Origin of the sequence: Aeromonas sp. FDAARGOS 1404 (assembly GCF_019047085.1) — a bacterium.
GTDB classification, from domain to species: domain Bacteria; phylum Pseudomonadota; class Gammaproteobacteria; order Enterobacterales; family Aeromonadaceae; genus Aeromonas; species Aeromonas veronii.
Map to the genome: position 1 here is coordinate 4,642,774 of NZ_CP077237.1, position 19,847 is coordinate 4,662,620.

Annotated in this window: 17 protein-coding genes; 11 read left to right on the plus strand and 6 right to left on the minus strand. The window is 60.3% G+C overall.

The window, feature by feature from the left end; translation table 11 throughout:
- The first annotated feature begins 80 nt into the window (after positions 1 to 80).
- From rpmI to I6L34_RS21460, 11 genes are all read left to right on the plus strand, one after another.
- The gene (rpmI, locus tag I6L34_RS21410; protein ID WP_005336688.1) at positions 81 to 278 is read left to right on the plus strand and encodes a 50S ribosomal protein L35; all 198 of its coding nucleotides are present in this window, start codon (positions 81 to 83) and stop codon (positions 276 to 278) included.
- Positions 279 to 293: 15 nt separating this feature from the next.
- A complete protein-coding gene (rplT, locus tag I6L34_RS21415; RefSeq protein ID WP_005336687.1) occupies positions 294 to 650 on the plus strand; it encodes a 50S ribosomal protein L20 in 357 nt (118 codons plus the stop codon).
- A 379-nt stretch (positions 651 to 1,029) separates the two neighbouring features.
- Entirely contained in the window at positions 1,030 to 2,013 is a 984-nt protein-coding gene (gene pheS, locus I6L34_RS21420; RefSeq protein ID WP_005336686.1) for a phenylalanine--tRNA ligase subunit alpha, read from the plus strand.
- A gap of 12 nt (positions 2,014 to 2,025) precedes the next feature.
- Positions 2,026 to 4,413 (plus strand): phenylalanine--tRNA ligase subunit beta, encoded by a 2,388-nt coding sequence (gene pheT / locus I6L34_RS21425; protein ID WP_216955308.1) that lies wholly within the window; start codon positions 2,026 to 2,028, stop codon positions 4,411 to 4,413.
- A 3-nt stretch (positions 4,414 to 4,416) separates the two neighbouring features.
- The gene (ihfA, locus tag I6L34_RS21430; protein ID WP_005300715.1) at positions 4,417 to 4,713 is read left to right on the plus strand and encodes an integration host factor subunit alpha; all 297 of its coding nucleotides are present in this window, start codon (positions 4,417 to 4,419) and stop codon (positions 4,711 to 4,713) included.
- Positions 4,714 to 4,728: 15 nt separating this feature from the next.
- Entirely contained in the window at positions 4,729 to 8,718 is a 3,990-nt protein-coding gene (locus tag I6L34_RS21435) for a transporter substrate-binding domain-containing protein (protein ID WP_216955309.1), read from the plus strand.
- The gene (locus I6L34_RS21440; protein WP_216955310.1) at positions 8,705 to 9,949 is read left to right on the plus strand and encodes a response regulator; all 1,245 of its coding nucleotides are present in this window, start codon (positions 8,705 to 8,707) and stop codon (positions 9,947 to 9,949) included. Before I6L34_RS21435 ends, I6L34_RS21440 begins: the two co-directional genes overlap by 14 nt.
- Before the next feature lie 3 nt (positions 9,950 to 9,952).
- Complete coding sequence (locus I6L34_RS21445) at positions 9,953 to 10,594, plus strand: GNAT family N-acetyltransferase (protein WP_075114655.1); 642 nt, start codon at positions 9,953 to 9,955, stop codon at positions 10,592 to 10,594.
- 60 nt (positions 10,595 to 10,654) lie between these two features.
- On the plus strand, positions 10,655 to 11,428 hold the full coding sequence (cobB, locus tag I6L34_RS21450) for a Sir2 family NAD+-dependent deacetylase (RefSeq protein ID WP_216955311.1): 774 nt from the start codon (positions 10,655 to 10,657) through the stop codon (positions 11,426 to 11,428).
- Between the two features lie 91 nt (positions 11,429 to 11,519).
- A complete protein-coding gene (locus I6L34_RS21455; RefSeq protein ID WP_216955312.1) occupies positions 11,520 to 11,996 on the plus strand; it encodes a hypothetical protein in 477 nt (158 codons plus the stop codon).
- Positions 11,996 to 13,645 (plus strand): diguanylate cyclase, encoded by a 1,650-nt coding sequence (locus I6L34_RS21460; protein ID WP_216955313.1) that lies wholly within the window; start codon positions 11,996 to 11,998, stop codon positions 13,643 to 13,645. The genes I6L34_RS21455 and I6L34_RS21460 overlap by 1 nt, the downstream gene beginning before the upstream one ends.
- 86 nt (positions 13,646 to 13,731) lie before the next feature.
- Here I6L34_RS21460 and I6L34_RS21465 read toward each other — a convergent pair whose 3' ends face one another.
- The 6 genes from I6L34_RS21465 to rbsD all read right to left on the minus strand — a co-directional run bounded on the left by I6L34_RS21465 (position 13,732) and on the right by rbsD (position 19,618).
- Positions 13,732 to 14,736: a substrate-binding domain-containing protein gene (locus tag I6L34_RS21465; protein ID WP_043820137.1), complete on the minus strand. Its 1,005-nt coding sequence runs from the start codon at positions 14,734 to 14,736 to the stop codon at positions 13,732 to 13,734.
- A complete protein-coding gene (gene rbsK / locus I6L34_RS21470) occupies positions 14,736 to 15,668 on the minus strand; it encodes a ribokinase (protein ID WP_216955314.1) in 933 nt (310 codons plus the stop codon). The genes I6L34_RS21465 and rbsK overlap by 1 nt, the downstream gene beginning before the upstream one ends.
- A 108-nt stretch (positions 15,669 to 15,776) precedes the next feature.
- A complete protein-coding gene (rbsB, locus tag I6L34_RS21475) occupies positions 15,777 to 16,652 on the minus strand; it encodes a ribose ABC transporter substrate-binding protein RbsB (protein WP_005336672.1) in 876 nt (291 codons plus the stop codon).
- 30 nt (positions 16,653 to 16,682) lie between these two features.
- Positions 16,683 to 17,651, minus strand: a complete 969-nt coding sequence (gene rbsC / locus I6L34_RS21480) for a ribose ABC transporter permease (protein ID WP_005336670.1) — start codon at positions 17,649 to 17,651, stop codon at positions 16,683 to 16,685.
- Positions 17,648 to 19,177, minus strand: coding sequence for a ribose ABC transporter ATP-binding protein RbsA (gene rbsA, locus I6L34_RS21485; protein WP_216955315.1), 1,530 nt, complete (start codon positions 19,175 to 19,177; stop codon positions 17,648 to 17,650). Before rbsA ends, rbsC begins: the two co-directional genes overlap by 4 nt.
- Positions 19,178 to 19,198: 21 nt before the next feature.
- The gene (gene rbsD, locus I6L34_RS21490) at positions 19,199 to 19,618 is read right to left on the minus strand and encodes a D-ribose pyranase (RefSeq protein ID WP_103252053.1); all 420 of its coding nucleotides are present in this window, start codon (positions 19,616 to 19,618) and stop codon (positions 19,199 to 19,201) included.
- Between the last annotated feature and the right edge of the window lie 229 nt (positions 19,619 to 19,847).

Below are 19,847 nucleotides of genomic sequence, written 5' to 3' on the forward strand. Positions count from 1 at the left end.
CAAGAAATTGACTAATGGGGCTCGCTCCATGAGTCGGTTCGCCTTGCGATTTTGTTGTCACTCACAATGCGGAGTATGAAATGCCGAAGATGAAAACCAACCGGGGTGCTGCAAAGCGCTTCAAAAAGACTGGCTCGGGTCGCTTCAAGTGCAAGCACAACCACCTGCGTCACATCCTGACCAAGAAGAGCAGCAAGCGTAAGCGTCAGCTGGGACCGAAATTCATGGTTTCTGCTGCCGACCACAAACGTGTTGTCGCTTGTCTGCCGTACGCATAAGGGGGGATGTGAAAAATGCCAAGAGTTAAACGTGGTGTGACTGCTCGAGCTCGTCACAAGAAAGTAATGAAAGCCGCCAAAGGTTACTACGGCGCTCGTTCCCGTGTTTACCGCGTAGCGGTACAAGCGGTAACTAAAGCTGGTCAGTATGCCTACCGTGACCGTCGCCAGAAAAAGCGTCAGTTCCGTCAGCTGTGGATTGCGCGTATCAACGCTGCTGCCCGTCAGAACGGTCTGTCCTACAGCCGTCTGATCAACGGTCTGAAAAAGGCTTCTATCGAGATCGATCGCAAGATCCTGTCCGATATCGCCGTTCACGACAAAATGGCTTTCACCGCCCTGGTTGAAAAAGCTAAAGCAGCTCTGGTCTAATCCAGTTCTGTTATAAACGCTAAAAGGAGGCTCAGGCCTCCTTTTTTGTATCTATAACCATCTGTTTTACATCACTTTTTCTTTTTCCTCGTCCATATTCTGTCCACTGTTTTACACGCGCTACAGTTTTCTCCACACAAGGCGATATGTGCGAGATGACCTGTTCTACAAATGGCTTATATGCCAACAAACTAGATGTTTGTTCTAATATTTCAGGAATGGCGGTGAACCGATGAGACTCGCTTGATATAACAAAATGATTTGTAGGGAGAAAAGCCCACCTTAGCTATGGTCAGCGAAGGGGCTTTTTTTGTATTATTCCACTCTTGACCTTATTTAGCCTAAAGGCTCCTGTACCGGGAGTGGTGACGAGGAAGACATGCAACAGCTTGAAGAAGTAGTCGGCCAAGCCAGAGCCGAAATTGAGGGCGTGAGCGATATCGCGACCCTCGACGAAATCCGGGTCAAATATCTGGGTAAAAAGGGCTTTTTTACCGAGCAGATGAAGGGCCTGGGTGCCTTGTCCGCTGAAGAGCGTCCCGCCGCGGGCGCCGTGATCAACCAGGCCAAACAGCAGGTTCAGGATGCGCTGAACGAGCGTCGTGAAGCGCTCGAAGTTGCCGTGCTGAACCAGAAGCTGGCTGCCGAGACCATCGATGTCAGCCTGCCGGGCCGTCGCATCGAGAATGGTGGTCTGCATCCGGTAACCCGCACCATCGAGCGCATCGAGCGCCTGTTTGGCGAGATGGGCTTCAAGGTCGCCCGTGGTCCCGAGATTGAAGATGGCTTCCACAACTTCGATGCGCTGAACATTCCGGCTCATCACCCGGCGCGTACCGATCACGATACCTTCTACTTCAATCCTGATCTGATGCTGCGTACCCACACCTCCGGTGTGCAGATCCGCACCATGGAGCATCAGCAACCGCCGATCCGCATCATCGCGCCTGGCCGCGTCTATCGTAACGACTACGACATGACCCACACCCCGATGTTCCATCAGGTTGAAGGTCTGCTGGTTGACGAGCATGCCAGCTTTACCGAGCTGAAGGGCATCCTGCACGACTTCCTGCGTAACTACTTCGAGGAAGACCTGACCATTCGCTTCCGTCCTTCCTATTTCCCGTTCACCGAGCCGAGCGCTGAAGTGGATGTGATGGGCAAGAACGGCAAGTGGCTGGAAGTGCTGGGCTGCGGCATGGTGCACCCGAACGTACTGCGTTCGGTCGGTATCGATCCGGAAAAATACTCCGGCTTTGCCTTCGGCATGGGCGTTGAGCGCCTGACCATGCTGCGTTACGGGGTCAACGACCTGCGTGCCTTCTTCGAAAACGACCTGCGCTTCCTCAAGCAGTTCAAGTAAGGGCGAGAGAACATGAAATTCAGTAAATCCTGGGTGATGGAGTGGGTCCGCACCGAGTTGAGTGACAATGCACTGGCCGAGCAGATCACCATGGCCGGTCTGGAAGTGGACGCCGTGGAAGCGGTTGCCGGCCAGTTCAACAATGTGGTGGTGGGTGAAGTGATCGAGTGCGCCCAGCACCCGGACGCCGACAAGCTGCGGGTGACCAAGGTCAATGTGGGCGAGGCCGAACTGCTGGACATCGTCTGTGGCGCGCCGAACTGCCGTCAGGGCTTGAAAGTGTGCGTGGCCATAGTAGGGGCGACCCTGCCTGGTGATTTCACCATCAAGAAAGCCAAACTGCGTGGCCAACCGTCCCACGGCATGCTCTGCTCTTTCAGCGAGCTGGGTATCGACGTTGAAGCCGATGGCATCATCGAGCTGCCGGCCGATGCCCCCATCGGTACCGATATTCGTGACTACCTCAATCTGAACGACGTCTCCATCGACGTGGATCTGACTCCGAACCGTGCCGATTGCCTCGGTATCGCGGGTCTGGCCCGTGAAATCGGCGTGCTCAACAGCGTCGATGTGGTCGAGCCGACCTGGGCACCAGCTGTTGCTACCATTGATGCAACTTTCCCGATCCGGGTTGAAGCACCAGCTGATTGCCCCCGTTATCTGGGCCGCGTCATCAAGGGGCTGAACTTGCAGGCCCAGAGCCCGCTCTGGATGCAAGAGAAGCTGCGCCGTGGCGGCATTCGTTCCATCGACGCCATCGTCGACATCACCAACTACCTGCTGCTGGAATACGGTCAGCCGATGCACGCCTTCGATCTGGCTACCCTGGAAGGGGAACTGGTGGTGCGTCGTGCCCACGCCGATGAGCCGATGACCCTGCTCGATGGCAACGAAGTGAAGCTCAAAGAGACCACCTTGGTGATTGCTGATGCCAAAGGCCCTGCCTGCATGGCCGGGATCTTCGGCGGTAACCGCACCGGTGTATCCGAGACCACCACCGACATCCTGCTGGAGTGCGCCTTCTTCGCGCCGCTCTCCATCACCGGCCGTGCTCGTGCTTACGGTCTGCACACCGACTCCTCTCACCGCTTCGAGCGCGGGGTGGATCCGCAGCTGCAGGCCAAGGTGATGGACAGAGCCACCCGTCTGCTGTTGGACATCTGCGGCGGTGAAGCGGGTCCGGTCATCGAGGTCAAATCCGATGCCCATCTGCCCAAGGCAGCCCCCATCAAGCTGCGTCGCAGCAAGCTCGATAAAGTGATCGGTATCAGCGTGGCTGATGCTCAGGTGGTCGAGATCCTAACCCGCCTCGGCATGCAAGTCACTGTGGATGCTGACGGTTGGACTGCGCTGGCACCCTCCTGGCGTTTCGATATCGCCATCGAGGAAGACCTCATCGAGGAAGTGGCCCGCATCTACGGCTACAACAATATCCCGAACCTGAAACCCGCCGCCTCTCTGGCGATGGTGGAGCAGGCAGAAGGGCAGGTGACTCTGAAGCGTGTGCGCGACCTGCTGGTTGACCGCGGTTTTCAGGAGGCGATCACCTACAGCTTCGTCGATCCCAAGACCCAGCAAACCCTGTTCCCGCAGAGCGATGCCATCGTGCTGCCGAACCCGATCTCGGTCGAGATGTCCGCCATGCGTGTCTCTCTGTTCCCGGGTCTGGTGCAGGCTGTTGTTTACAACCAGAACCGTCAGCAGCCGCGCGTGCGTCTGTTCGAGCAGGGTCTGCGTTTCATCAAGGATGAAAGCGCCGAGAATGGCATCCGTCAGGAGCCGATGCTGGCCGGTATCATCACTGGCAACCAGAGCGACGAGCACTGGGACATCAAAACTCGCGCAGCCGACTTCTTTGATTTGAAAGGGGATCTGGAAGCGGTGCTGGACTTGACCGCCGAAGGGGCCACCTTTACCTTCGAGCGTACCGAGCACAGCGCCCTGCACCCGGGCCAGAGCGCAGCCATCCTGCGTAATGGCGAGATCATCGGCCACATCGGCGTGATCCACCCGAGCCTCGAGAAGAAGCTGGGCCTCAAGAGCCGTGCGGTGATGTTTGAGCTGGAGCTGGATAAGCTGACCCCGGCCAAGGTGCCTGTGGCAGCCGAAGTTTCCAAGTTCCCGGCGAACCGTCGCGACATCGCCGTCGTGGTCGATCGTCAGGTTCTGGCAGGTGATGTGCTTGCGGTAATTAAAAAAGTTGGCGGAAATCAGGTAGTTGGAATAAACTTGTTTGACGTATACCAGGGTGCTGGTATGGCAGAGGACAAGAAGAGCCTGGCCATCAGTCTTGTATTGCAAGATACCCAGCGCACCCTGGAGGAGAAAGAGATTGCCGAGACCGTAGACAATGTCGTGCGGGCCCTTGGTGAAGAGTTGAATGCATCCTTGAGGGATTGATCTATGGCGCTTACCAAAGCCGACATTGCAGAGCACCTGTTCACCCAGCTCGGGATGAGCAAGCGTGAAGCCAAAGATATGGTGGAAGCCTTCTTTGAGGAAATCCGACAGGCGCTTGAGCGTGGTGAACAAGTCAAGATTTCAGGCTTCGGTAACTTTGACCTTCGTGAGAAGAATCAGCGTCCCGGACGCAACCCCAAGACGGGCGAGGATATTCCTATCAGCGCCCGCCGCGTGGTGACCTTCCGGCCTGGCCAGAAGCTCAAGGCCAGGGTAGAAAATGTTGAACCCAACGAGTGATAAAAAGCCAGGCAGATGCCTGGCTTTTGTTTTCAGATGACCAAATTCCCCGTTTTTCTTCTGGGTGCCGTACTGGCACTGCCATTGCACGCCAAGCCTTTGCAGACCACAGTGCTGCCGTTGGCGCCGGCGACCCAGGCTTATGTAAATTCACTGAGTCAGCTTTCGCTCTGCTATCCTGCGACGCTTCCTCCACCATACCTGATGGCCGAGGGGGGACTGCTCAAGGATCGTCTCGCCCGGTTGCAGGAGCTGTTCCCGGTTCCCCTCGTGCTCAAAGAGTTGCCCGATTGGAAGACATTGCGCAACGGGCTCGCAGAGGGGGAATGCGACATCATTCCCTATGTCGGAACCCGCAAGAAGGCCGTGGAGGGTATGCGGTTAAGCCGTCCGATGATGGAGACAGATGCCGCCATCCTCTACAAGGGTGAAAATCTCAAACAGGCCCGCTTTCTGGTCTACTCGGTGGCAGACTCAGCCCGCCTGCTGCACGAGCTCTATCCCCAGGCACGCATTATTTCCCTAAAAAGCGGAGAGAAGGTCTACGACGCGCTGCAGAGCGGCAAGGGAGATGCCTATCTGGGGGACTATCTGCAACTGCGCTATCTGATGCGCGAGTTTCCTGCCGATGGTTTGCGCCTGCGCCGCCTGTTTGGTGAGGATCGGATCATCAGCTATCGCCTGATGATGCGTGATCAGCCTGAGTTGGCCAATCTGGTGGACACCCTGATCCGTCATATGCCCGCCGGTACTATCTATACCGATCTGGCTCGCTATCTCGATCAGGGGTCACTATATGTCAACCAGCCCCACTTCAGCGATACCGAGCAGGCCTGGTTATCCGGTCGCGGGCGCACCATTCGCCTGGTGGTCAATCCCGAGTTGATGCCCTATAGCGGCGTCAATGATCTGGGGGAGGCGAAAGGGTGGAGCGCGGATGTGCTGCGCTGGGTCACCCAGGAGACCGGCCTGAAATACAAGCTGGTGCCTGCCGCCAGCAAGGCGGAGGCCGTAGAAAAGCTGCGCCGTGGTGAGGCGGATATGATGGCCGGCTTGCCGGAATCCCCGGCATTGACGGATCAGTTCATTTTCAGTCGGACGATCTCCACCAACCGGTTTGCCTTGATCAGCAAGCGCAAGCTGGCTGCCGATCGCATCACCCAACTCAAGCGGCAGCGTATTCTGGTGCCGGAGTCCCTCTACGATCCCTCCTTGCTCGCCCTGCTCGGTGATCAGGAGTGGGTTCGCACCGACGGCCTCGAGCAGGGGCTTGCCGCGATCAAACAGGGCAAGGCTGACGCTATGCTGAGCGAGCTATATCAGCTGCAATATCCCCAGCGTACCAACTTGCTGGAAGGGCTCGATATCGAGGAGCTGGAAGATCGCTTCAGTCTTGGCTTTGCCATCAACAAGAGTCAGACAGAACTGGCCGGGGTGATGGATCGCAACCTGATGGCGCTGACCAGCACCCAGATCGACGAACTTAACCAGCGCTGGCGCCGCTTGCTCGTCGTGCAGCAGCCCGGCGTGAGCTACGCCGCCTGGTTTGGCTCCATTGCCATGGCACTGCTGATCAGCGGCATTGTCATCGGCGGGATCTGGCGGTCTCGTCAGCAACTGGCACGGGAAGTGGCCCAGCGTCACGCCGCCGAGAAGGCGCTGGCCATCGAGAGCGAGCTGCGGGAAACCATGTTTCAGGCGTTGCCGGTGCCCGTCTATCTGCGCAATAGCCAGGGCAAGGTGATCAAATCCAATAAACAGGGGCGACGTCTGGCCCTGCGCTATTCGCAGCAGTTGATGCTGCCGCCGGTACAGCCGCAAAAGAGCGAAGGGGAGCTGGTGCTGGGGGATCAGGTCTTCGCCTATGCCCAGCATCCGCTGCGGCTGGACAAGCAGGCACCTGCCACCGATCTTATCGCCCTGTCGGATATCAGTGTGCTGCGTGAGCAGGCCCGTTTTCTGCGTCAGGCAGAGCGCCGCCTGCGCGCCCTGACCAATACCGTGCCCGGCGTGGTGCTGCAGTTTATGTTCGAGCGGGGACGGGTAGGGGGTATCGAGTTTATCAGCCGGGGCTGTTACGAGCTGCTGGGGCTGGCGAGCCAGCAGATCCGTCGTGAGCCCAAACGGGTGCTCATTATGCTGGAGCGCGAGGATCGTCGTCGGGTAAGCCGTGAGATGTTCGCCATGTTGCAGGCTGGCAAACCCTTCGCGTTCACCATGCGCTATTACCATCCGACCAAGGGTCTGCGCTGGTTGCAGCTCTATGGCCGTGGCCGCAGTCAGCCGCAGGGTTGGCGGATCTATGCGGTGATGCAGGATGCCACTACCAGGGTCGAGCAGGATCAGGCATTGCAGCACTCCCATGAGCAGGCGCAACAGGCAGTGCTGGCCAAGGGGCGCTTTCTGGCCGCCATAAGCCACGAGATCCGCACGCCGATGAACGCCATGCTCGGCTTGCTGGAGTGGCTGGCCAGTACTCCTTTGTCGAGAGAGCAGGATTCGGCGCTGGCGCGGGTGCGTCAGGCGGGGGATGAGTTGCTCGGCCTGCTCAACGATGTGCTCGACTTTAGCCGCAACGAAAACAGCAAACTCTCCCTCTCGCCGCAACCCACCGATTTTGCCGAGCTGTGCGAGCACGTGGCGGCGGTGCACTGGACCAAGGCGCGGGCCAAGGGATTGCAACTGCGCCTTAAGTTGGACCCGGCTCTGCCAGCCCTGCAGACCCTCGACCCTCACCGGGTACGGCAAGTGCTCCACAACCTGCTCTCCAATGCCATCAAGTTCAGCCTGCGTGGGGAAGTGGTGCTGTGGGCCGAGGTGGTCGCATCGACCTTGCGCTTTGGTGTGGATGATCAGGGACCGGGGATCACTGCCAAGATGCGCACCACGCTCTTTATGCCGTTCGAGCAGTTTGCCGTTGAAGGCCAACTGCGGGCGCCGGGCACCGGTCTTGGTCTGGCGATCTGCAAGCAGCTGGTCGAGCAGATGGGTGGTCTTATCGATGTCGAGGGGCGCGTCGGTGGCGGTAGCCGCTTCTATTGCGAGTTGCCCCTGAAGCGGGTGCAGCAGGAGCCGGACTGGCTGCCCAATGTGCGGCAGCTGGCACTCTCTTTACCCCACGATGAGGCGCAAGCGTTGTCGCCCTGGCTCAGTCGCTTGGGGATCGCCACCGTCAGCAACGCCGTTGATACGCTGCAAGCAGAGGTGGACGAGAAGGGGCTCTACTATTGGGCCTGGCAAGGGGAGTCCTGGGTGCCCGGGACCATCATCACCCTGCTGCAGCCACGGCTGACCCCGGATCAACCGGTCGCCGGCACCCAGCCCGGGCTTGGCATGCGGGTTCTGCTGGTTGAAGATCACGATGTCAATCGCGAGCTGATCAGCCTGCAACTGGGGCAACTTGGTGCCAGCGTTATCACTGCCGCCAACGGGCAGCTGGCGCTGGAGATGCTGGCGCAGCAAGAGGTGGATTTTGTGCTGACCGATCTGCAGATGCCGGTGATGAACGGGGCCGAGCTGTGCAGGCAATTGCGCCAATCCGCCCGTTGGGCCCGTCTGCCGGTCTATGTGATCACCGCAGATCTCAGTGATCAGGCGGCAAGGGAGCTGCAATCCTGCGGTTGCGATGGCCATCTGGACAAGCCGGTCGCCCTCAAGGAGCTGGCGACCTTGCTGCGCCATATTGCCAAAGAGGGGAGCAATGTTGTCGCCCCGACACCGGTCGCCTCGCTGCTGACCGATGAACTGGCCGCCCTTTATCTGAAGGCTACCCGTGATGATTTGGCCGAACTTGAGCGCTGCAGCACAGAAGAAGATGAAGTTGGCGTGAATGCTGCTTTACACAAGTTGAAGGGGGCCGCCAGAATGGTAGGGGCGACTGCGTTGGTGGCGGCCATTGAAGAGTGGCAACAGGCGCCCCATCCGATGCTGCAAGCCAGATTGAACCGGGCACTGGATGAGTTCAGCCAGCAGTTTTCAAAGAGGGCTCAAGATGATCATCACTGATGAAGAATTACTGGCGTTGCTCGATTCGGAAGAGCATGAGGCGGCAGGATTTTGCCCAATTGTGCTTTATGCCCTCGACAGCACCGCCCATGAGTTGGCCAGCACCATGACATTGCCCTCCTATGTCACGCTGCACCGTACCCGACCGGATGCCTGCTGGCAGTGGGAAGGGTTGTTTGCGGCAGGTGCCATTGCCCTTTACGACCCCGCCGCTCATCAGCAGGCGGACTACTTCCCCCAGTTGCAGCAGCATGAGGGAATTTACGCTATCGGCGAGGATTGGCTGGGGGGGCTTGCCGCCAGTTATCGTAAATGGTGCAACTGGCTGGCCGCTAACAAGGTGTTGCTGCTCGAGGATCACCCGTTTCAGGGGATGCAACTGCAACAGACCATCGCCGCGTTGGGGCTATCCTGTCAGTGGGTACAGGATGAATCGGCCTGTCTTGCGGCATTGTCGGCGGGCGACATCAGCCTGCTGGTGTGCGATCTCAGTCTGGTGGAGCAAGATGCCATCAGTTTGCTGATGAACCAGCCCCAGTTGCAGGAGGCCGGGCTGCCCATTGTGCTGCTTTCGGCCCATGAGCAGACGTTGATCGACGGTGCCCGCCGCCTGCTGCACGATGCCGGTTTCAATATTCTGGCGGCGCTGGCCAAGCCGCTTGATTGCGACGAGCTGCTCAGGTTGCTGCGTCGACTCTATCTGGGCCCGCTGCGTCAGCAGCGCTTGAGCGGCCAGCGCCGCACCATCCGCCGGTGGCAGGGGGAGGTGCAGGGTCAGCTTGGGCTGCTCTCCAGTCCCGCGACCCCTCATCCGGTCTGGCTGGCGGTAACGGGTTTACCCAGCCGCTGGGAGGCGCTCAAGGATTGGCTGACGGAGCAGTCGCGTACCCCAGCCGAACTGACCCTGCTGATCCACCGTCGTGACCACCTGCTCGGCAATGCCGATCGCTTCGCGCTGGTGCTGCAAGCCAGTCTGGCGGGGAGCAAGCTGGCGCTGCTGCTCGATAACAGCCAGCATCTGCCATTCGATCTGCTGGAGCGTTTGCCGCTGCAAGCCTTGCTGCTGGGGCAGGGGATCTTGCCGGAGATGGAGTCCTTGACCGGTGACTCCCTGCTGGGACGCTTTATGGCCAGGGTTCGGGAGCTGGGGATCGCCGTCTATCTGGATGATCCTTACAACCTGCTCGACGTCGAGGTGTGGCGAGAGCGCGGTATGACGGGGCGCTGGTAAGCTATGCCGCGCTACCTCTGCTGGCCCATGCACCGGGAGCGCCTTGGCAAAGGGCTGGAGGGCTGGCCCCATCCGGTTTCCCGGGCCGCGCTGCCACTGGCGATGCAGGTCTCCGGGGTGCCGTGCTTGCTGCGCGAGCTGCATGGGGTGGCGCCTGCCCGTATGCTGGCTGCTTACGATGCATTGAGTGAAGAGAGCATCTATCTGCGCTTTATGCGTCCGAAACGGACACCGCCACCGGAACAGGTGGCCCAATTTCTCAATTACCATCCCGAGCAACAGATCTCGCTGTTGCTGACCGATCTGGCTGGTGAGCCGCTGGCTCAGGCGCAATCAATCCGCCGTCGCCTTCATCCCGATCGGGCGGAGTTTTCTTGCATCGTGGCGGATCACTTTCAGCACAAGGGGGCGGGGCGACGGATTCTACTGGCGCTGGCACTGCTTGCCAGGGCGGACGGGATCCGGGAGTGGACGGCGGAAGTGCTGGCCCAGAACCGGCCGATGCTGACCCTGCTCAAGCGCCTTGGCTTGCCGCTGACCCTGGTGACCGGACGGGAGATGGTCTTTGTCAGGCTGGATCTGTCGGTACTGGATGCCTGGTTGCCCGTGCCGCCAGCGGCGCCGCTTAAGACCAAGGGCGAATAGTGACACTTTTTTCCCTGTGCTAAGGTCACATTTATTGTGCGGGGATAGACGGAGCAGCTTATGGCGCAGTCATATAAACATATCGTGATCCTGACCGGAGCGGGGATCTCTGCCGAATCCGGCATCAAGACTTTTCGTGCCTGCGACGGTTTGTGGGAAGAGCACAAGGTCGAGGACGTGGCGACCCCCGAGGGGTATGCCCGGGATCCCGAACTGGTGCTGCGCTTTTACAACTCCCGCCGCAAACAGCTGCAACAGCCCCAAGTTCATCCCAATCCGGCCCACTATGCGTTGGCCCGTCTCGAGCGGCTGCTGCCCGGCACGGTCACCCTGGTCACCCAGAACATCGACAATCTGCACGAGAGCGCGGGTAGCAAGAACCTTATCCATATGCACGGGGAGCTGCTCAAGGCCCGCTGCCCCGAGTCCGGTCAGGTGATCGAGTGGCGCGGTGATCTCCATCAGGACGAGCTCTGCTCCTGTTGCCAGTTCCCCCAGCCGCTGCGTCCCCATGTGGTCTGGTTTGGCGAAATGCCGCTCGGGCTGGATCGCATCTACAGCGCGCTTGCCCAGTGCGATCTCTTTATCTCCATCGGCACCTCTGGCGCTGTCTATCCGGCCGCCGGTTTTGTCCATGAAGCGGGATTGAACGGGGCGCACACCATCGAGCTCAATCTCGAGCCGAGCGAGGTGGGTAGCCAGTTTGACGAGAAACGTTATGGCCCAGCCTCCCTGCTGGTGCCCGCCTATGTCGATGAGTTGCTGGAGGCGTGCGGCATTCATCAACCGAGGCAAGTCGAGGGGCACAACTGGATGGAGATGCGCGGTCCCTGAGCTACTGTGCGACGGGACAGTTGCAATGGTTCGGTGAAATCGCCACACTGGCAACCATTTAAAAAATGGGACGCAGTTGGCGCAAATTACCATGACCGCAGTAAAGCAATGGATCGCTTTTTTTCTCCTGATGCTGGCCAGTGCCAGCGCATCGGCCTCCATCCCCCTGATGACCCTGGTACTGCCAGATGGCCAGCAGGTGACCCTCGATGAGGCGACCCTCTCCGCCTTGCCACAGACCGAGTTCACCACGACTACCCCCTGGACTCAGGGCGCCCACCACTATCGCGGGCCGACCCTGTCAGCCGTGCTGGCGGCGCAAGGGATCCTGGATGCTCGCAAGATCGCCGTCTCGGCCCTCAACGGTTATCAGCAGGTGGTGGATCTGGCCCTGTTCGACGGCGTGCCGCTGATCCTGGTGCGTCAGGAGGACGGCAAACCGCTGACCCGGCGCAACAAGGGGCCGCTCTGGCTGCTCATCCCGTTCACCACCTATCCCAAGCTGGACGTGCCAGCTATCCACAACTGCATGGTGTGGCAGGTTACCCGCATCGAGATCGTCTATTGATGGGGCTATCCCGCCAAAATCTGCTGTTGGTTGCGGTGTCGCTGCTGTTTCTGCTCTCGTCTGGCAGCAGCCTCTATCTGCAGTATCGGCAGGAGCTGCTGGTCGATACTTTCTACCGTAATGTCCACTGGAACATCAGCCAGGTAATGCTCGAATCCCAGCGTTTCCTCTACGATCTGCAGCTCTATCGGGCTGGCAGACTGTCGATGGAGACCCTGAGCCTTGATTACGATCTGCTGTGGAACCGACTCGACATCTTCCTCATCAGCAGCGAGACCGCCGAGATGCGCCAGCGGCACGGGCTCGGCAAGGTGCTGGCCACCCTGTTCGAGCAGATCAAGCAGCTCGAACCCCAGATGGAGGCCGGTGCGCTGCGCGAGGGGGCTGAGCTTGCCCGCTTGCAGGAGGCGATCGCCAGCCAGACCCGTCTCATCGAACAGATAGGGGATCAGATCCTCTCCGGCCAGGAGCGGGAGCATTCGGTCAGCCAGATCCGCAACAGCCTGTTTTGGCTGCAGATCTGGCAACTGATCCTGCTGCTGACCGGTGGCGCTCTGGTCGCAGCCCTCATTCGCGCCAATCTGGCGAACCGCCGGCTTGCCCTGCTCGATCCCCTGACCCAGCTTGGCAACCGCCGTGCCCTGCAGGAACAGCTCTCTCGCGCTCTGCATGCTGGCGAGGTGGGCGCTTTGGTGGTGCTCGATCTCAAGCGCTTCAAGCAGGTCAATGATCTGCTGGGTTATCAGGTCGGTGATCGGCTGTTGCAGATGGTGGCCAACAAGCTGCTGCAGGCCCATGGCAGCCACGCTTACCGGCTCGGCGGAGATGAATTTGCCGTGGTGCTGACCAAGGCGAATGATGCGCTGGAAACCGCCATTCATGAGCTGGTGGATCTGCTCCATTTCGAGTTCGTGACCCGGGAGTGCAGCTTCGATCTTGCCTGTCGGCTCGGGGTCGCCAAGGCGCAACAACAGGATGCCGCCCGGTTGCTGGATCAGGCCATCCTGGCCCTCAACCAGGCCAAGCGTAGCCAGGAGGGGGCGATCAGCTGGTTTGAGCCAGCCATGCTGCAGCAGTTGCAGTTGAGTCAGCAGCAGCTTCATCAGTTGCGAGAGTGGCTGGCCGGGCGCGAGCCAGCACCGCTGCGAGTGGCATTGCAGGCGCTGACGGACGGACAGGGCAACGAGATGTGGCAATTGGCGCTTGAGTGGCGTGAGCAGGGAGTGCCTTGCCAGATGCGCTGGCTGCAGGAGTGCGGTGTGCTGGGGCCCGTGTTGGCCCGTGTGCTGCAAGCGCACGAGGCGCAGTATGCCGATGGTCGGGCACTGCTGGTCCCGCTCGACAACCAGGCCCAGCTGACTCATCTACTGGCCTATCTGCCGGAGGCTTCCCGTACGCCGCTGGTGTTGCTGGTGCCGATGCTGCAGCAGGATAGTGCCTTGCTGGCGGGATTGCGGCAACAGGGTTGCACTCTGGCGCTCAGAGAGATTGGCAGTACAACCGCGGCGCAGCTGGCAGCCGGCTGGCCTGTCCGCTACTGGTTGCCGCAGGGTGATGATGATGGCGAGTTGTTGCAGCCTCTGGCCAGACGATTGGGGCTGGTGCCACTGCAAGTGCTGGCAGCCAGGGAGACCCGGTCGCTGGCCTGAGGGCAAAACGCGGTATTGCATCGGCAAGAGACAAAATGAAACAAGGCGACCCTGGGGTCGCCTTGTTCGTTTATTGCCCCTGAACGTCAGGGACGGGGCGCGCAGGATTGCCTGATCACCAGGTCAGGGTCGACGGTGATCAGGTGATTCTCCACCGCTTCGCCGTTTATGCGAGCCAACAGGCGGGTGACGGCGAGGCGTCCCAGCTCCTCTTTGGGCTGGTTGACGGTGGTGAGTGGCGGCGACATAAATTCGGCCAGCGCCACATTGTCATAGCCAACGATGGAGATATCCCGCGGGATCACCAGCCCCGCCTGATGGGCGGCACTGATGGCTCCCATCGCCATCATGTCGTTGCAGACAAAGAGGGCGGTGGGGCGCTCGGGCAATGCCAGCAGACGAGTCATCGCCTGATGGCCGCTGGCGCAATCAAAGTCCCCCTCCTGGATCCACTCTTGATTGATCGTAAGACCCGCCTCCTGCAACGCCTGTTCAAAGCCAGCTTGGCGCTGGTTGGCGGGGGCGCGGCTGTGGGGGCCTGTGATGCAACCGATGGCGGTGTGGCCAAGCTCAATCAGATGGCGGGTCGCCAGATAACCGCCGTGGAAAGAGTTGTCGGCGATAAGATCCACATCCTCGCTGACCAGCCCCCAATCCATCACCACCACCGGCAGGCTCTTGAGCCAGTCGAGCTGATTGAACACCTCTTGCTGGCCTTCGCTACACATGATCAGCAGGCCATCGACCCGCTTGCGCAGCATCATCTTGAGGTAGGAGAGGGCCGTCTCGGCTTGACCCTCGGTGTTGCCCAGCATCAGGTTGTAGCCCTGCTCGAAGCAGTAACGCTCCACCCCGCGCACCACTTCGGCAAAGAAGGGGTTGCTGGAGGTGGTGACCAGCATGCCGATACTGTTGGTCTCCTTCACCTTGAGGCTGCGGGCAACCAGACTCGGGGCATAGTTGAGATCGCGCATGGCGGCGAAGACCCGTTCGCGGGTCTCCTCGGCCACGAAACGGGTCTCGTTGATGACGTGGGATACGGTGGTGGTGGAGACCTGGGCCCTCGCCGCCACCTCCTTGATATTGGCCATCAGTGCCCCTGTGCAGTCTGCTCAAGCAGGAAGGTGTCGACCTCCTGCTTGCTCGGGATGGAGCTCTGGGCGCCGAACCGGGTGACGGAGAGTGCCGCCGCCCCGTGGGCAAAGCGCACCGCGCTGTGGAAATCGGCACCCGCCAGTTCCGCCGCCAGCAGGGCGCCGTTGAAGGTATCGCCTGCGGCTGTGGTATCCACCGCCTTGACCCGAAAGCCCGGTATCAGCTGTTGCTGCTGGGTGTTGCTGCAATAGACCCCCTGCGACCCCAGGGTGATCATCACGTCCGCAATGCCCATCTGGTGGAAGCGGGCGGCCGCCTCGCGGGCACTCGCTTCGTCGGTGACTTTGACGCCGGTCAACAGCTCCGCTTCGGTCTGGTTGGGGGTGATAAGGTCGACCAGTGCCAGCAGCTCGCTTGAGAGCGGGCGGGCAGGGGCGGGGTTGAGCACCACCCGGGTGCCGTGGGCGCGAGCCAGCCGTGCAGCTTCATGGACGCTCTCGAGCGGCACTTCCAGCTGCAACAGCAGGGTGTGGGCGTCGGCGATCATCGCTTCGTGGTTTTTCACCACGGCAGGGGTGATGGCCCCGTTGGCTTCGGCGGAGATACCGATACTGTTCTCCCCCTCATCGCTCACATAGATGATGGCGATACCGGTCGGGAGCTTGGGATCGAGCTCGACGGCGCTGACGTCGATGCCATCTTTGGCAAAGCCGGCTTTCATCTGGTGGCCGATGGCGTCATCACCGATGCGGGCGATAAAGGAGACGGGAGCGCCGAGGCGGGCGGCAGCGACTGCCTGATTGGCCCCCTTGCCACCGGGCACTACCTGATAGCTGTGGCCGGTCAGGGTTTCACCCGGGCGAGGAAAGTGGGGAACGCGCAGCACATGGTCTGCATTGACACTGCCCAGAACGACGAGACGATTCATGTTGACTACTCCTGATGCATCTTGGCTTGAACACTGTGATGGCGTGAGCTCAAGCCGGGAGGCACTTGAACGAAAGGGAAAAGGGGAGGCGAGCCTCCCCCTTGTGATTTATTTGCTGACCACTTGCAGCGGTACCGGAATGGATTTCTCGACCGGCTGACCTTTCAGCACCTTGTCGGCAGTCTCGACGCCGATGGCACCGATCAGGGCTGGTTGCTGGGCCACGGTGGCGGCCAGTTTACCCTTGGCAACGGCGGCTTTGCCATCGTCAGTGCCGTCGAAGCCGACGATCATCACCTCTTTACCGGCAGCTTGTACCGCGCGGATGGCACCCAGCGCCATCTCGTCGTTTTGGGCGAACACTGCCTGTACGGTCGGATGGGCGGCCAGCAGGTTTTCCATGACGTTCAGACCCTTGGTGCGGTCAAAGTCGGCAGGCTGGGAAGCCAGTACCTGCAGCTTGTTGGCCGCCACGGCCAGGGCAAAACCTTCACCACGGTCGCGGGCGGCGGAGGTACCGGCAATCCCTTCCAGCTGGATCACCTTGGCACCGGTACCCAGTTTTTCGGTGATGAAGTCACCGGCCAGCTTACCGCCCGCCACGTTGTCGGAGGCAATGTGGGCCTTGACCTCACCCTGCGCAGCGCCGCGGTCCAGGGTCAGTACCGGAATGCTGGCGCGGTTGGCCAGACGGATAGCGTTGCCGACTGCTTCGGAGTCGGTGGGGTTGATCAGGATGGCGCCGACCTTGCGCACGGTGAGATCTTCCATGTTGGAGAGCTCTTTGGCCGGGTCATTCTGGGAGTCCAGTACCACCAGCTCGTAGCCAAGCTCCTTGGCTTTGGCTTCGGCACCCTCTTTCATGGTGACGAAGAAGGGGTTGTTGAGGGTGGAGACCACCATCGCCAGGGTTTGATCGGCGGCATGGGCGGTGCCCAGCACGGACATGATGGCGGCAGCGAGCAGGGTATTGAGCTTTTTCATCATTTCATTCCTTGTGTGTGGCTTGTCTTATCAACGATTGCTTTTGTTATCGATCATCACGGCAAGCAAGATCACGCTGGCCTTGGCGATCATCTGGTAATAGGAGGATACGTCGAGCAGGTTGAGGGCGTTGTTGAGGAAGCCGATGATCAAGGCACCGATCAGGGTCCCCATGATGCGGCCCTTGCCGCCCATCAGGCTGGTACCACCCAGCACCACAGCGGCGATGGCATCCAGCTCGTAACCCATGCCCGCCGTCGGCTGGGCAGAGGAGAGACGAGAGGTAACGATAAGCCCTGCCAGCGCCGAGAGCGCGCCGCACAGACCATACACCGCCAGCTTCACCCGATCCACATTGATACCGGAGAGACGGGTGGCAGACTCGTTACCGCCCAGCGCGTAGATGTAGCGACCGAGACGGGTGTGGTTGAGCATGAACCAGGCGAGCAGGAAGACGATGGCCATCAGCCAGATGGGCACCGGCAGACCGAACAGGTAACCGGTACCGAGCCAGGCGAAGTGATCGGCGCCGTCACTGAAACCGGTGGAGATGGGGCGCCCCTCGGTATAGACCATGGTGATGCCGCGCAGGGCGGTCATGGTGACCAGGGTGGCGATAAATGCCTGCACCTTGCCCTTGGCAATGATAAGACCGCTGACGCCACCCAGCAGGGCACCGGCACCCAGAGTGAGGGGCACCACCAGCCAGATGGGCAACTCCATAGCGACCATGGTGGCGGCCAGCGCGCCGCACAGGGCGAGCACAGAGCCGACCGACAGATCGATACCGGCGGTGAGGATAACCAGCGTCATGCCGACCGCCATGATGGCGTTGACCGAGGTCTGGCGCAGGATGTTGAGGAGGTTGTCGGCGGTGAAGAAGTTGGGGCTCAGAAAGGAGACCACACCAATCAGGACCAGCAGCGCGACCAGGGATTTGTTCTCGATCCACCACGCCTTGCTCATGACGCCACGGCGGGAAAGGGTTTGGGTTGTCATTGGGATGCCTCTTGCTCTGCTTGCCACTGTTTACCGACTGCCGCCGCCATCAGCTTCTCCTGATTGGCATCGCGGGTGTTGAACTCTGCGCTGATGCGCCCTTCATGCATCACCATGATGCGATCACTCATGCCGAGCACTTCCGGCATCTCGGAGGAGACCAGAATGATGCTCATCCCCTCCTTCTTGAACTGGTTGATCAGCTGATAAATTTCCTTTTTCGCCCCCACGTCGACGCCGCGGGTCGGCTCGTCGAGGATCAGTACCTTGGGCCGGGTCAGCAGTCCCTTGGCGATGGCCACCTTCTGCTGGTTGCCGCCGGAGAGCAGCTTTATCAGCTGATCCTGACTCGGGGTCTTGATGTTGAACAGGCGCACATAGTCGCTCACCGCCTGCCGTTCGGCCTTGCCGTCAATCTTTCCGTTGCTGATGAACTCGTCGAGGGCGCACAGACTCATGTTTTCGCGCACCGACAGCTCCAGCACCAGCCCATCCCCCTTGCGATCCTCGGAGATATAGGCGATGCCTGCGGCCAGACCATCGGCCGGGCTTTTGGGCACCAGCGCATGACCGTCCACTGCCACTTCACCGGCGCTGATGGGGCTGGCGCCGTAGATCAGCTTCATCAGCTCGGTACGGCCGGAACCCATCAGGCCACTAAAGCCCAGAATTTCCCCCTGACGCAGGGAGAAGCTCACCCCGCGCACGCCGGGACCGGCCAGATCCTTCACCTGCAGGCTGACGGGGCCAAGCTCGCGCTCAAGACGCGGGTACTGCTCTTCCAGCCGGCGGCCCACCATCATCTCGATGATCTTGTCTTCATCCAGATCGCTCACCGCCTTCTCGCCGATCCACTTGCCATCGCGCAGCACAGTGACCCGATCGCAGATCTCGAAGATCTCTTTGAGGCGGTGAGAGATATAGACGATGCCGCAACCTTGTTCGCGCAGCTCGCGGATCACCTTGAACAGCTGCTCGGTCTCGGTATCGGTCAACGCATCGGTCGGCTCGTCCATGATGATGACGCTGGCATCGAACGACAGCGCCTTGGCGATCTCCACCATCTGCTGTTCGCCGATGGAGAGATCCCCGAGTCGGGTATCCGGCCCGTGTTTGACCCCAAGTCGCGCCAGCAGGCCGCTTGCCCGCTCGCGCAGCTGTTGGTGGTCGATGCTGCCAAAACGGGTATGGGGTTCGCGACCGAGGAAGATGTTGGCGGCAATCGACAACTCCGGCAGCAGGTTCAGCTCCTGGTGGATGATGCTGATCCCCTGATCCTGAGAGTCGCGGGGGCCCTTGAAGTGGACCGACTGACCGCGATAGCTGACGCTGCCCGCATCGGCCTGATAGATACCGGTCAGCACTTTCATCAGGGTGGATTTGCCGGCGCCATTTTCACCGAGCAAGGCCATCACCTGGCCCGGATAGACCCGCAGACCCGCTTCGTCGAGGGCGCGCACACCGGGGAAGGTCTTGACGATCCCGGTCAGCTCCAGAATGGGTGAGAGGGGGGAGGTTGTGCTCATTTGCAGCTTCCTTGAAGGGGCTTAAAACGCCACACCGGCGCAGAGGATCAGGTTGGCGTAGGGAGTCACCTCGCCGCTGCGCACGATCGCCTTGCTCTGGCGGGAGCGGGTTTTGAACTCCTCGTGCAGGCAGTATTCGATGGCGATGGGTTTGCCCTGGGCGGCTGCGTGCGCCTCAAGCTGATCGACCAGCGCCTGATGGGCGGCGGGGCTGATCTGCTTGATCTCGCTTGCCATGATCGCTTTCTCCACCACCAGATCGGTGAGCAGGGCGGTCAGTACGGTTTCAAGACTGGGCGTCCCCGCCATCAGCGCCAGATCGATCCGCTCCGGACCTGCCGGAATGGGCAAGCCAGCATCGCAGACGGTGATCTCGTCGGTGTGGCCCATCTGTGCCACCAGAGCACTCAGGGGAGCATTGAGCAGTACGCCTCGTTTCATACAGCACCTCATCAGGCCTTGGCCCGTCAATCTGTGAACCGCTAGGCAACCGGTTACGCAACCGGTTGCGTCATGGCGCAAAGATAGGCTTTTTACCGGGGAAGGGCCACGGCAAAACCACGGAAATGTGAAAACGATCTCAAAGGCGGGAGAAGAAGTGCAGGGGAGGAGGCAGGAAGGGTGTCAGCAGAGCCCTGACACCCTTGTTATTTATCGAGTTATTGATTTT